The sequence below is a fragment of the Aminobacter anthyllidis genome, from assembly GCF_018555685.1.
In the GTDB taxonomy this organism is placed as follows: Bacteria; Pseudomonadota; Alphaproteobacteria; order Rhizobiales; family Rhizobiaceae; genus Aminobacter; species Aminobacter anthyllidis.
Genome location: NZ_JAFLWW010000007.1, coordinates 183,790 through 197,726, shown reverse-complemented (window position 1 = coordinate 197,726; position 13,937 = coordinate 183,790). Strand labels below are relative to the sequence as shown.

The 13,937-nt window shown below is 58.0% G+C and carries 6 protein-coding genes and 4 pseudogenes; 4 read left to right on the top strand and 6 right to left on the bottom strand.

Annotation, left to right across the window (positions count from 1 at the left end; all coding sequences use genetic code 11):
* Positions 1 to 378 precede the first annotated feature (378 nt).
* The 3 genes and pseudogenes from J1C56_RS23845 to J1C56_RS23835 form a co-directional block, all read left to right on the top strand.
* The gene (locus J1C56_RS23845; protein ID WP_338001494.1) at positions 379 to 1,308 is read left to right on the top strand and encodes a cyclase family protein; all 930 of its coding nucleotides are present in this window, start codon (positions 379 to 381) and stop codon (positions 1,306 to 1,308) included.
* Between the two features lie 525 nt (positions 1,309 to 1,833).
* Positions 1,834 to 2,826, top strand: a pseudogene (locus J1C56_RS23840) (IS110 family RNA-guided transposase).
* 579 nt (positions 2,827 to 3,405) lie between these two features.
* Positions 3,406 to 3,813: pseudogene (locus tag J1C56_RS23835) on the top strand (IS110 family transposase); the annotation flags it as partial.
* Between the two features lie 117 nt (positions 3,814 to 3,930).
* On the opposite strand, the gene J1C56_RS23830 reads toward J1C56_RS23835, so the two are convergent.
* Entirely contained in the window at positions 3,931 to 4,824 is an 894-nt protein-coding gene (locus J1C56_RS23830) for a TauD/TfdA dioxygenase family protein (protein ID WP_214392488.1), read from the bottom strand.
* A gap of 1,401 nt (positions 4,825 to 6,225) precedes the next feature.
* Between J1C56_RS23830 and J1C56_RS23825 the strand changes: the two genes are divergently transcribed.
* Positions 6,226 to 6,987: a LuxR family transcriptional regulator gene (locus J1C56_RS23825; RefSeq protein ID WP_214392487.1), complete on the top strand. Its 762-nt coding sequence runs from the start codon at positions 6,226 to 6,228 to the stop codon at positions 6,985 to 6,987.
* A 294-nt stretch (positions 6,988 to 7,281) separates the two neighbouring features.
* Here J1C56_RS23825 and J1C56_RS23820 read toward each other — a convergent pair.
* The 5 genes and pseudogenes from J1C56_RS23820 to J1C56_RS23795 form a co-directional block, all read right to left on the bottom strand.
* Positions 7,282 to 8,449 (bottom strand): annotated as a pseudogene (locus J1C56_RS23820) (IS66 family transposase).
* A gap of 311 nt (positions 8,450 to 8,760) precedes the next feature.
* Positions 8,761 to 8,935: pseudogene (locus J1C56_RS33735) on the bottom strand (transposase); the annotation flags it as partial.
* A gap of 658 nt (positions 8,936 to 9,593) precedes the next feature.
* Positions 9,594 to 10,859: an ATP-grasp domain-containing protein gene (locus tag J1C56_RS23810; protein WP_214392485.1), complete on the bottom strand. Its 1,266-nt coding sequence runs from the start codon at positions 10,857 to 10,859 to the stop codon at positions 9,594 to 9,596.
* 476 nt (positions 10,860 to 11,335) lie between these two features.
* Positions 11,336 to 12,121: an SDR family oxidoreductase gene (locus J1C56_RS23800; protein WP_214392484.1), complete on the bottom strand. Its 786-nt coding sequence runs from the start codon at positions 12,119 to 12,121 to the stop codon at positions 11,336 to 11,338.
* 740 nt (positions 12,122 to 12,861) lie between these two features.
* Positions 12,862 to 13,890, bottom strand: a complete 1,029-nt coding sequence (locus tag J1C56_RS23795; RefSeq protein ID WP_214392483.1) for an IS110 family RNA-guided transposase — start codon at positions 13,888 to 13,890, stop codon at positions 12,862 to 12,864.
* Positions 13,891 to 13,937: the final 47 nt, after the last annotated feature.

The window sequence follows — 13,937 nt, the reverse complement described above, 5'->3', positions numbered from 1 at the left end:
TTCAGTGTGACCTACGAACTCGTCCAAAAACGCCTGAGGGCTGCGCCGGGCCTTCTTGAAAGGTTAGAAATCTCCAGCGAAGTGACAAGGTGGGGTTGCGAGTGATGATGAATCGCAAAAGAAGGCGCTACTGCAGACGCAGGAAATCGGCTTTCACAACGCCCCGACTATTCCGCTCGGCATCTTCTTCAACAAGACCGCCCACCGCAGTTCATTGCCGGGCGTTTTTAAGGGCATCGCGCCCTATCCGTGGAACGTGAAAGGGCCTGAGGATTGTCTTCGTCAAATCGCTGGCGTCATCGTCCCCCCGGTTCGAACTGGGGGGATTTTGGCGCCGACGACCAACTCGGGCGGCTCAATCTGCTGACGCCAGGGCGGGTGCTCAAGGCCATGGAGGAGGTGTGGGAGGGCCGCACCTTCTGCCTGAGCCTTCCTCTCGAATATCCGGGCGGCAGCAAGCTAAATCCGCGGCGGAAGCCGCCGAGGATCTTTCCGACGGTCCGTGAAAACGGTTGCCTCACCTGCAATTTCATCATGAGCGAAGGCAGGCATGACGGTACCGATGTCGTCAACGACGACGTCGCTATACTGAGCCTCCAGTACTCGTCGCACTGGGACGCCTTCTCCCACTACGGATCGCTGTTCGATGCCGACGGCGATGGCATTGCGGAAATCGTCTACTACAACGGGTTCTCCGGTGCGGATACTATCGTCACCCAGGCGGATGACGCCTCGGCGACCAGGCAAATGTGCGCACTTGCGCTCGGTGTGGAAAACATCGCTGCGAGCGGCGTGCAGGGCAGGGGCGTTCTCGTCGATCTACGCGCCGTCCTTGGGGATGAAAGAACGCTTGTGGGATATGAAACGCTCTCATGGATCATGCGCGTGCAGAATGTGCAGGTCGAGGAGGGCGACATCCTTTGTCTACACACGGGTTTCGCGCAGAAGGTGATCGAAAGCGGCCTCAACCCTGACCACAGGACGCTGCATGAAAGCTGCGTCGCGCTTGACGGGCGCGACAGGGCGTTGCTGGACTGGATCGACAGGTCGGGCCTAGCTGCGATCGTCGCGGACAACTACGCCGTGGAAGGCGGACCCTATGACGACCTCCAGGGGCATGTTGCCCGGATGCCGCTGCACGAACATTGCCTGTTCAAGCTCGGTATCCCCTTGGCCGAGTTGTGGCACCTCAGCCCGCTGGCCGAATGGCTTCGCCTGCACGGGCGGACGCGCTTCCTACTGACGGCGCCGCCCATCCGCCTGACCGGTGCAGTTGGCGCACCGGTGACCGGCGTTGCGACCGTCTGATTTTCACGCGACTGGCAAAAAAGTGCGTGTTTCGGTAATTCCCGGACACCCTTGGAGTGCACTGGAGTGCACCCCCAGACTGAGACAACGCAAATCGCGGACACCTCCCGTGTACGGCTTATGCGGCCTTTTCCATCTCTCGTCTGCGTGAATGCTTCTGTTCGTAGTGACGTTGCCCCCAAGTTTTATCCAATCCTGAGTTCGCTCCGGCGATCAATGTTGCCCAGGTTTGAGCGACGGGCATAGGCGCGGAGTTGATCATGGTGCGCAGCGCTGTGTCCCGTCGCGGGGTGAAGGTGTGGGCGAAATCGAGGGGGGTCTGCCATCCGAGCCGCGAATGTGGGTGATTGAAGTTGTAATCTGTCCGCCCCCGGCCAAAACCGCGCGAGCCTATGCCAATGTGGTGAACAGCATCTCGTTCAGCAGTCCGTCACGGAGGTGACCGTTGATTGGGGAAGACGGCCCCGCTCCCCCAACGGGACCGTATGATGGTCCCGCATTTCATCGAACAGGGAGACTACAAAAATGGAACCAGCAACCATTGGCCTAGATCTAGCAAAGCACGTGTTTCGCGTTCACGTTTCCGACAGTGCAGGCAATACGCTGCAGAGCAAGAAATTGTCCCGAAGGATGTTCTGCCGTTCTTCGGGGTATTGTCACCGTGCGTGGTCGGTATCGAGGCTTGCTCCTCCGGTCACTATTGGGCTCGGGAGATCAGAAAGCTCGGACACGACGTGCGGCTCATTCCACCGTCCTATGTTAAGCTCTACGTTCGCCGGGGAGCGAAGAACGACGCTGCGGATGCTGTGGCCATCTGTGAGGCTGTCTCTCGACATGGCATGCGGTTTGTGGCGATCAAGTCCGAGCAAGATCAGGCATTCCTGATGTTGCACCGAGTCCGCGGCCTCCTGGTGCGGCAGCGGACAATGGTCGCGTGCGTGTCTGGCGGAGTACGGTCTGATCATCCCGCAAGGGCGGCACCGTATCGATAGCCTTGCGATTGCTTTCGAAGAGGTCCGCGAGGCGATGCCGATTGAAGCCTGCTTTGCGATCAGTACTCTGATTACTCATCTCGGCGAACTGAACACGCGCATTGGCGAGATTGATGATCGGCTGGTGCAGATTCATCGCAACCATCCTGTTTGCCGATTGCTCGCCTCGGTCCCCGGAATCGGCCCGATCACAGCGACCGCATTTGCCGCGACCATACCCAATCCGTCCGCGTTCCGCTCCGGGCGCGAGTTTGCTGCCTGGCTGGGCCTCACGCCTCGGCAAAACTCATCCGGCGGGACATGCCGTCTCGGCGGAGATCGCTATCTTCGACATCTCCTTGTACTCGGAGCAAGAACAGTGGTGCGATATCCCAAAGCGCGCGCCACCTTGGATGGATCATGGATTGATGGGCTCCTTGAGCGCCGGCGTCCCATGGTTGTCGCGGTTGCGGTTGCCAACAAGCTTGCTCGCATCATCTGGGCAATGATGACGACGGGCGAGTTGTTCCGTTCTGCGAAAATCTGAGATCTGGGAACCAGGACAAATACGAATGGCTCAAGTGCAATGACGACGTGACGGCAAGCGGCGAAGCTGGGATCGAGAAAGCCCGAAGAGCTTTATGCGCGATCAGCGTGACCCGTTGATGAGGCCTCGATCCGCGATCTCCATCAGGGCCAGCGACCATGTAGTGGTCGCATGAACAGGCCGAATTATAGCGCGACAATCTGATTGACGCCGCGCTCTCACGTTGATTGCCGCGCCGCACCGAATACATAAACGCACCCACCGAATGTCATCTGTCTCAAAACCACTTGCGCCCGCGGGGCCGTCTATACATGAAGCTCTCGATGAAGCCGTTATCCGGCATGTTGTTTTCGGTGCCATCGTTTGTTCAGTCGTCAGGTTCGTTAAACTTGGCGCATCCGGGCCACGGGGCACCGGGAGCGCGCAAGTGCGGGCAGGCCGTCGTATGCAGATGAACTGCGAGTTCGAGCACGTTATCTGGCCGCCCCTACGACTCGCCCGGATGCGCTGCGAGCGCGGATCCGTATTTTGTCGTGTTGCCTGCTGGCTCCCTGTTCGTGACCAACGATGGAGGGAACCGTGCGTATTATCGGCATGGACATACACCGCGTAGCCGCCGAGCTCGTGTCGTTGCTTTATGGCGAGATCGTCAAGCTCGGCCGCGTTCTAATGCTGCGCAATAAGCTCGAGGAGTTCGCCAGGAGGGAACTCACCCACGATGATCATGTGGTGATCGAGGCGACCGGCAATGCCACGGCCGTCGCTAAAGTGCTGTCGCCCTAAGTGGATCGGATCGTGATCGCCAATCCCAAGCAGGTGCACATGATCGCGCACGCGAAGGTGAAGACTGACACGATCGACGCCACTGTCCTTGCGAAGCTCTATGCCTCGGGCTTTCTGCCGGAGGTCTGGGTTCCGGATCCGGGGACCCTTGCCCTCCGAAGACAGGTCACCAGGCGGACACAGCTGGTTCGCCAGCGTTCGCGCTGATCCAGTCAATCCTCCACGCCCCCCCTTCTCACAGATGTTGCCCGACGAGAAACAGGAGAAGCCATCGCCGTCCTCCTCGTCGATCTCTCCTCGTCTGACACTGGGGGGTCCGTTCTAAGTTTCGTTAGGGGTCAGTTTCTCATCTCGCCCGACGAATTTGAAACGCGCAACGCTGTACCGGCCGTCGACACTGACAGGCACCTCGCCCTCAACGGTCGCGCGACGAACGACGCGGCGTTGATCGCCGCAGTCGTTGGTTGCACAATGCATCGTTGCTCGATTGTCCCAGATCGCGATATCACCTTGCTTCCACTTCCAGCGCACCGTGTTTTCCTGCGCGGTGACGTGAGACTCAAATAGATCGAGTAGCCTTTGGCCGTCATATTTGGATATGCCAACGAAACGTGTGACATAAACGCCGAGCACAAGCGTGCGCTCCCCGGTCTCTGGATGGACGCGTACGACTGGATGCTCTGTCTCGATCATCGGTCCAGTATGGGACTCGGTAGAAGACCTGAGATAAGATCCGGGGAAGCTGTGAACAGCCCAGAGTTCGTTTGCAAGCCGTTGCAGCGGCAACGGTAAGTCGAGATATGCGGCCGCGGTGTTTGACCAGACGGTGTCGCCGCCGACTGGCGGGATCACAACGCCTCGCAGCACCGCGAACTTGGGGTAGGCGTCCATGCAGGACCAATCGATATGCCAAACATAAGCCCCGATATCGCCACGTGCGGAATCAATGTCGAAAATCGGCGTCGTTCCCTCCGGAAACGGCGAGGGCTTCCCGAATCGCAGAGCAAAACGCTCCTGCCCAGTGTCGTCGAGATGACCCTGGTCGCGGAAGAAGATGACCTTGTGCTCAAGCACCAGGCCGTTTATCGCAGCGATGGCTTGGTCCGGCAAATCGGCCGACAGCTTGATGTTCCTGATTTCAGCCCCGATGCGCGCTGTGCATTTAACAACATCGGTACGTGGAATAAAGTTGGCGATCAAATCCATTTCACTCATAGCGACGCTCTCCTTGTTTGATGCGAAATCTCTCCAACCCGGAAACAAAGTATTAAAGGCGTTCTAACGGATCTATCTGACGCGCGCTGCTGGAACCGCTTATCGGAAGATCTTGATTGTCTTATAGAATGTTCACTTTTTAGGAACGATTTACGGTCGAAAATTCTTACCAAATGAGGTATTCTGATGTTTTACTTAAAATACCGCCTGCCTAGCGCGCCGGGAGAATCAATGATCAGGGCTAATTTTTCTCAGGAGGAGTGCGCCAGCCCGGCGCTTTGCAAGTACTTCTAGATTCTGTAGTTTATATCCTTCGATCGGGCATCAGGGCCATTGGCTCTCTCGCGGGTTCGAACTCGATCGTATGGCTTGCATACTGTTGTCTCCTGTTCGCTGGGGTAGTGTTACCGTGTCTCCAGTTGCACCGCATCCTACCACTCCTAGTAGGTCGATCTCACCCAGGCGAGACCGGCCTGACGTTTCGGCTATCGTGGTCGAGCAGCTCAGCATTGGCTTTCGCCCTCACATTGGAGTACCCCCCGCTCGACAGGGTAGCCAAACACCCGCAGGGAGGCGCCAGGTGAGACTGACGACGCTGATATCGATGGCCGCTATGCGGACACGTCAATTTTGCGGACCTTGGAGGCACCGATGAACCGACGTCTGTCTTGGATCCCGCAATCCGACATCGTCTCGTCTGTGCATTCCACAAAGTCCTGAGATTGGGGTTCAAATGCCAATAGCCTCATATGCGTCCGCGGCCTTCCGACGTAAGCGGCCGTCCTGTAGTTGTAGAGGTCCGGCTGCTGCTCCTCAAGCAGGTCGGCGACGCGACCTTGTGCTGCGCATGACGTCCACCAGGCGGACCGGACCAGATCAATCCTTCCCCGGCCGCCACGGAACCGACCCGTGCGCCGCACTCTGGAGCGGCGCATCCGCGCCTCAAGGTGAACGCATGGCGGCGTTTACAATTTTCGTGAAGCACCTCACGACCTTACCCCTTCGAATACATCTGATCTGGATCCAATTAGTGCACCCACCGCCCGGAACACCAGGTTCAGAAACTTACCACCACCAATGTAGCTTGACACGCCCTTGCCTAGCGCGGATGACGTTGCGCTTCTTTATCTTTGTTGCGCTCGCATAACGATAGCGCATCACAGGTTTTAAATTAAATTAACTTCGCCAATTGCAGTGAGATGCTAGAGTTCTGACGATGTTGGCCTGCCGACGACGGCTGCGGAGCCGTAGCCTCACAGCCGGAAGCTTTGGTGCGCCAGGGGCAACATCCAACGCAAATGGCTACTGAGCAGAGACTATAGAATGCCCGCGGATGACTGCTGTCTCTGAACTTCGAGGGCTCTCAACCAAAGTGTCCAACCAACTTTTTTGTTCCCCAGGATGAATTTCCCTGAGGCTTCCAGCGAAGCGTTTGCGGTCGAGTTCGCCCGTTTTCTCGACCAGACCGATGGTACCGGAAAACCCGAGCAGTTGTTCGACTTGTTATCTGCCTTTGCCCTGAATTTTGATTGTCCGTGGGTCGCCTATAGCTCCCTTGCACCAGACCAAAAAGGCTTAAAGCCGGCGCGAGGCGATCCGGCGGTCATGCTGAACTATCCTGATGAATGGCAGGAGCGCTATTTCGAAATGGGTTATGACAGGATGGACCCCACCATTAAGAGAAGTCGGAGGCGAGCAGAAGCCATTCGGTGGAGCGAGGTGTACAACGACGAAAGCACGACTGAAGACGAACGGCGCGTTTTCGACGAGGCTGCCAAGTTTGGCTTAAGATCAGGCATTAGCGTCCCGTTGCACGGCCCCGAAGGCAGCTTTGCGATCATGAACTTTGCTCACCCCTGGGACGGTGAACTCCGAGAGAGAACGATCACGTACTTGCAACTTGCTGCGTTACATTTCCATCTGAGAGTTGCGGAGTTCGCTAATTCGAGCCACATTGGGGAGAAATCTGACCTTTCTCCAAGAGAAAAAGAGTGCATCCTATGGACGGCGAAAGGGAAATCCTCATGGGAGATAGGAAAGATTGTAGGGATATCTGTAAATACCGTTAACTTCCATATAAAAAACGTAATGAGAAAAATGGATACTAACAGCAGAACAACTGCGGCAATAAAAGCTCTAAAGCTACAGATAATCAAATTGTAAACTCGACAAGGAAACTGTCACTGGAAACACTTTGACGCCGAAGTGACGATTAGTCTGCTGCATGGCCCGAATAGGTCGAGTTTGCCATCGCTTCCAGTCACCGGGTGTTCGGGATCGCGTCCTTCTGTCCTGCGGCAAATTTCGGTCCGGCGTGCCCTTTACCCTGCTTGACGACGAACGCTTTCTGCGCGTCTGAAACCCCAATTGCCTTCGGTTGTCCGTACGCATACGACGAGGGCCGCATTGGCACACGCGCGTGGGCGCGGTGGACTCTATGATGGCGTTGCGTGAAGGTCAGGCGGCCTGCTGATTGGCGGGCTTGTCTGCTTTGCGCAGGCGCTTCCATTCCCAGGCAGTAGTTCGTGCAGACGCGAGGCGGGAAGATCGGCAATGCGGGCCAGGACGTCGGCAAGCCAGGCTTTCGGGTCGACGTCGTTAAGGCGTGCCGTGGTCCGGTAAGCATGCGGCGGCGCGATCGGCGCCGCGCTGGGAACCGGCGAAGGTCCTGTTGCGCCTTCCCAAGGCAATGCCGCGCAAGGCTCGTTGTTGCTGAGGCAGATCCTGCCATCGTCGACGAAGCGGCGAAGTCGGCCCAGCGCTTGATCATGTAGTTGATCGGCTTCAGAACCTCGGAAAAGCGCGAGAGGGTTTCGCGTCGAGGCGCCTGACCGCCTTCAGCGCAATTGGGGAGACCGGTTTGCCATTCCTCTTGCCCTCGCGAGCATTCTTCTCGATGTCGGCCAGCTCGAAGTAGCCCCGCCGCGCATGGGCGAAGCAAAATGCCGGCGTGATCGGCGGCACCTTCTTGTGCGGTCGAACAGCGGTTCGAAGCCATTGTAGCAGTCGGCCTGCAAGATGCCGGCTAAGGCGGCCAAATGCTTCTGTGGGTGCTCGCCACGTCGGTTGCTCGAGGCATAATTGACTGCGGCCGGTGGTGCAGGCCCACTGAAGGCTGGCGGCTGGCTGATCTTCTCGCAGTCGCGGCAACTGAACTTCTCGCGCACCGTCTCAATCACCTTGGACCGGCGCGGGATCTCCTCCAGCGTCTCGGTCACCTCCTCGTCCAGCTTCGACAGCCGCGATCCGCCGCAGCAGGCGCAGGCGGTGGGTGGCTCGATGACTATGCGCTTGAGCTCGATGTCGGCCGGCCATGGCTTACGCACCGGCCGTTTGCGCGTGATGGAACGCACGGTCTGGGTTTTCGCCGCCGCGGCGGCCGCGGCAAGCTGGTCCTCGCTCGCCGACGTCACGAGGTCTTCGAGTTGCAATTCCAACTGCTCGATCCGCCGCGCCGTGCGCTCGGAGCGCTGCCGTACAGTTCGCGTTTCAGCTTCTCGATGCGCAGCTTGAGATGCGCAATCCGCGCCTCGGTGTCGGACAGCATGGCTTGCGCGTTGGCCGCTTCGGCCTGCCAGTTGGAGACCTCCGTCTGCGCCACGTCGCGCTCGGCTTCGACCCGCACGTGCTTCGCGTTCAACCCCGTGTCACGATTCCGACATGGTCGACAGCGCGGAACTCGGTTGATGCGACTCAGCAAAGCATCCATATTCTGAAACGAGCGCTCCGATGTCGGTCTCCCTTCATAAGCCTGTTTCTGATCGGAATTCGAGCAGCGGCCCTTCGACGACGGTTCTTCTTGGAAGCGAACGAACCGCGTGCGCTGCACCGGCTGCGGTGCCCACAAAGCGGCCCACCAGACCGCGACTGCGAGTGAGGCTGCGAGAATTGTGATCGCGACCGACATTGCTTACAACAGTCATGCGGGCACAGTCATCTGAACAGCCGCGACAGAACCCGTACGGCCAAGAGGAACTCCGGCCGACCGGTGTCCCAGCGCTGGCCGTCCAGCATGGGCCGCCGCCCGGTACGACGCAGTGTATATGCGGGTGATGGTGCAGATTCCGATCCACGTGCGCAACGCGGCGATCACGCCGATAGCTGTGCCTAAGACCGTGTCGCGTTTTAATGGATTCAGGATCCCGCTTGATTTGAGTTCGTATGCGTTGCGGCTGAAGAAGAGGTCGGCTGCGCCGGGTAAGCCAATACCGGCGGCCTCCGGCGACTGGGCGGCGGCGAAGGCGCCGTCGCCGGCCATTTCGCTGCGACCGCGGCGCGGCGTGCGGTGAGCGAAGGTTCGATCCTTATCCTGCAGGACGGGACCGAATTTATCTACAGCCGCGCTGCCGGGCAAAATCGGCTTCATCAAACCATCAACGCCGGGCGCTACAAGGCCGGGCAGCCCAACGTGCTAACCTTGTGCGGGGTGCTGATGCATCGAGCGTGCCCTCACCCTCACCAGCACACCCCTCGGTCTGACGGCGGCGAAGTTCTGGACAAGAACGAAATTCAAGGAAACGCTCGCGCTCAAAGCGGCACATCAATCCCGGGCGCGTGCCGATCGAGGCGAAGGAGAGCTACCGCTGGCTGGAGAACCTATGCCAGTCCATCGCGCCCGTTGGCGCGCCCGAGCGCTGCGTACACGTGGATGACTGGGAGAGCGACATCTACGGGGGCTATCGCACCGCGCAGAACCTTGGTACGAGCTTCCTCGTGCGGGTGCAGACGGACACGCTGGCCACCCTGCCTTTGCAAACCACCTCCCGTCATCACGGGAAATCAGAGGCCGCAAATTGTTCCCGTTCGCCTGGAGTCGCAAAGGGCGTGATCGGCCAATCGATTAAGTCGACGGCACGCTGGAGTGTCGCTTTGGTCTGGGCACGACTCGGTGAAGCGGCGATGACATATCCGATGCAGTCTCGAGAATCGCCTTTTGTGATGATCGGCGTCTCGGGCTGAACATAGAATCTAACCTCGGCGACACCTGGAATAGCAGCCGCCCGACCGTGGCCATTGATCCGTTCAAGGATCCCATCGCGATCGGCGATCAGCTTTCGGGCAGTCGCAGTGTGCGAATGGCTCTTGACCAAATTCCATTCGTCGCCGATGACAAGCTTGACGTGCTCTGTGATAAGATCGACGCCGCAAGCGAGCTGGACCAGTTGTGGGTCGGGAGCACCGCCAAGACGCGGATTGACCTCAATCATGGCTGGGCCGCGCTTCGTCCATCGGAATTCAATGTTTGTTGGCCCCCACCCCAGGCCTAGAGCTTGCAAGCAAGTTCGCGAAACATCGGAAATACGTTCACGTTCCTGATCAGGTAGGAGGATCGGAAAGGTCAACTCCCGAGAGACGAAGTGCGGCGGGGGACCGAACTCACTCTCGGAAATTCCAATAATCTCACTGCCCATTATCTGAGCATTATAAAGGGGGCCTTGTACGAATTCTTCGATTAGTATCCTTGGCGACGACCGCCATATGTACTTGCCCTTCAGCAGATAGCTCGTGTGTTCGACCAACTCATCAACGCTACGGCACAATCGGACACCCTTGCTTCCGCTCCCTTCGGCAGGCTTGAGAATTACCGGCAAGCCAATCTCAGCGGCAAAAGTTTCTATCTCCGTCGCATTTGCTGCCAAGCGATAAGCAGGCATTGGAACGCCGGCCTCCGTTAAGATCTGACGTTGAACGAACTTGTCGCAGCACCGTTCAATCGATGCGGGGTTCGGCCCCGGTAGATCGAAATGTCGGCAGAGCTTGGCAACTGCCACATAGACTAACTCGTCGTCGCCCGAGAAGCCAGTAATGCCGGCAATGTCATACCCGGTGCGTAGCTGCAAACATTCGTGGATCATTGCGTCAAGATTGTCTGTTTCGACACGGATTGCCTGAACACTTTCCGTCGCAACGTAGTCGTACTGAGCTGGATCAGCGGACAGAGTAATTGGCTGAAGGCCGAGGCGCCGGGCTGCTTGGACGTATGCTAGACCATTACCCTTATGGCCTTCAATCAGGATAAGAGCTCTTCGTGCCATTGGTTTGTTGTCTCCGACGTTGCCTGCTGGACGACAGCCGAGACAAATCGGTATCAGCTTTGTCAGCCGACCGCGGTCTCAGATCTTGTGATGAATGTATCATCGTCGGCAATTTGTGGTCACAAAGGTTCTGTAAATTCTTTTTGACGTCTCTGTTGCAATATTAGGCCGAAAACTCATGAGCTGACTACCGCTTTGTGACGAGTTCTGATTCAAGGCTTCTTTTGGAGGCTTGAATGCGTCGTTACGAACTGAGCGACTTCGAATTGAGTATCATCCACCCGCGTCTGCCCAACAGGGTTCGCGGTGTTGCCCGGGTTGACGACCGCAAGGTTTTGAATGGCATCCCGAAATCCACTCGCCAGCGATATAGGCGGGTTCGATCAGAATCCGCCCGTCGCGCCGTCAGCCCGATAGGTACGCGCATACCTGGAACTCCAAATTTTCACGCCTTGTAGTTTCAGCGGCTAGGCGGATCAGATCATGAACGAGCCGCCGTTAACATCTAGCGTCACACCAGTGAGGAAGGCAGCGTCTTCAGATGCCAGATAGGCGACCGCGGCGGCGATGTCTTCGCCGGTGCCAAGTCGGCCGACAGGAATGCGGGCGACATAAGCCTGGTTAAGCTCGGCACCAGCTGCGGTAGCCATTGGTGTTTCGATGCGGCCCGGCGCAATGGAATTCACCGTGATGTTCGCTGAGCCAACTTCAACCGCAAGTGTGCGGGCAAGGGCCATCATGCCGGCCTTGGACGCGGCATAGTGGGCTCCTGCAATCTCGGTTTTCGTTCGGCCGGCTACCGATGCGATGTTGATGATCCGGCCCCATTTCGCCGCCCGCATATGGGGAAGGCAGGCCCGGCAGCAAAGGAAGGCGCCTGTCAGGTTAACTTCCAGAACCTGCCGCCACTCCGCAGCCAGCATCTCTTCAACCCTTGCCTTCCGTCCGCCGTGTTTCGGAGAGATTCCAGCGTTGTTGACCAAGATGTCGACCCGCCCGAATCGGGCCGCTGCGGCCTGGACCATTCGCGTGATATCAGTGTCTTTGGACACATCCGCACGCACCGCCAAGGCCCGGCCAGTATAGTCCGAAGACAGGGTCGAAATGCTGGCGTTCAGGTCGCTCTCGGAGAGGTCCGCCAGCACCACATCTGCACCGGCGTTGATAAATCGCGTGGCAATCGCAAATCCAATGCCCCGCGCCGCGCCTGTCACCAGAGCCACCTTGCCGGCGAATGTGGTTGCCTGTGAAGTTTGGTCCACGATCTACTTCCTCTTTCACTGTGGCGACGGGTACAGCGGCGAGCTGAACGACCTGGCAGACGCACGGGGGTCCTTCACAAGTAAGCTTTTATAAGACTTGGCTCGTTGCGTTATACGAAGAGGTTGCTGCCGATATTTATCCAGAAATACCATGACATGCAGTAATCGTATGTGAAATTATGATTAAGACTCCTTCGTCGATGATTTAATAAACATGACCGTATCGTCATAATTCCTGTTAAAAAACAGAGGCGGGCTGTCCGGTGTGGACGTGACGAAGCCGTCCGCGGAGAAGGCGAAATGGATCAGAGTGCGGCGGAGTTCGCAGCGTGGCCAGCTGCAGGTTCCATGATGACGCAAGCACTGCGCAGCCATTCAACAAGGGGTCTCGTCCTTGGCCGGGCCCCCCATTAGGGTCCGGATCTGTAATTTGCGGAGCTTGGCGGTGTATCCCTTGAGGGTTTCAAGGATCTGTCCGCACTGGCCGAGCCGGAGTGTCAAACGGCCCTTTAATTGCGGGTAGTTGTCAATCCGGATCTCGCACTGCCATCGCCGGGGTCATGGTCCTTTCCGAGGTCGAGTGCCTCATGATGATGTTCGGGTCGGGCGCCTCAACGTTTCCAACGAGATGCAGATGAACTGCTGTCAGCCGTTTGACCGAGGTCGCCGCAACCACCGTCCCGGCGGGGACATCACGGGTTCCGGAAACGGGCCCGCGAATTAGGTCGAGTTCGGATCTGCTATGCCATCTTTTCACTACCCCATTCAAAGCTTGTGCCGTCGACCCACAGGCAATGAAGCAGAACCGCGATCTTCCGTGCGACCGCCACCTTTGCCTTCTTCAAGGCGATCCGCCTCGACAGACGCATCCCCCAGGCTTTCAGCGTGGACCATTTCTTCGTCCGGTGCAGGAGGACGCTGGCCGCCTCGTAGAGATAGGTTCGCAACAGTCGATCGCCCCAGCGTGAGACGCGGCCATTGATATCCGTTTCACCGGACTGCTTTCGTCGCGGCGTCAGGCCGAGATAGGCACCCACGTTTGCGGCCGAGCGAAAGCGCGCGGGATCGTCGATCGTGTGGCGGAAGGTGAGCGCGGTCACCACGCCAATGCCGGGGACCGTCATCAGCCGGCGTGTGGTTTCGTCTTCACGAGCGAGATGCCGGACCTGCCGATCGAGCTTCTCTTGTTCACAGCAGACCTGCTCGTGGACAGACAGAAGCGCCTGAACCAACGACCGAAGCGGATGCCCGTCAGCAACAAGTTCCCAAACCTTTCGCCGGAACTGTGACCCAATCGATCGACTGAACTGCAGCCCGTATTCCTTCAGCATCGACCGTGTCTGGTTTTCGAGATCGCGCCGGATCTCGACAAGTCTTGACCTTGCGACGAGCATGGATCGGGTGGCCTGGCTCTCTGCGCTCTTAACCTTCACTTCCCGATACCAACCGACGCGAACCAGTTCGGCCAGGCCGCGGGCATCGTTCTCATCACTTTTGTTCATTCGAACTGAAAGTGCCGCCTTCGCATGTCGAGCATCAATGCAGACAACCGGCAATCCGACCCGTTTAAGCTCATGCCAGAGCCAGCTGGACATGGCGCCCGTCTCGAATCCGATGCGCTCGGCGTGAGGTGCGCGTTTGCGGAGCAACTCGGTCAGTGCTCCCGGATCGGACTTCACTTTCCCTTGGAAGACAGACCTTCCAGCATCGTCGACGACGCAAACGCTGGTCTCTCGCTGCGACACATCCAATCCGACATATTGCTTCACTGCGGCCTCCTCGATCTCAATGGTCGGCGGCTTTTGCCGTCAGCCGA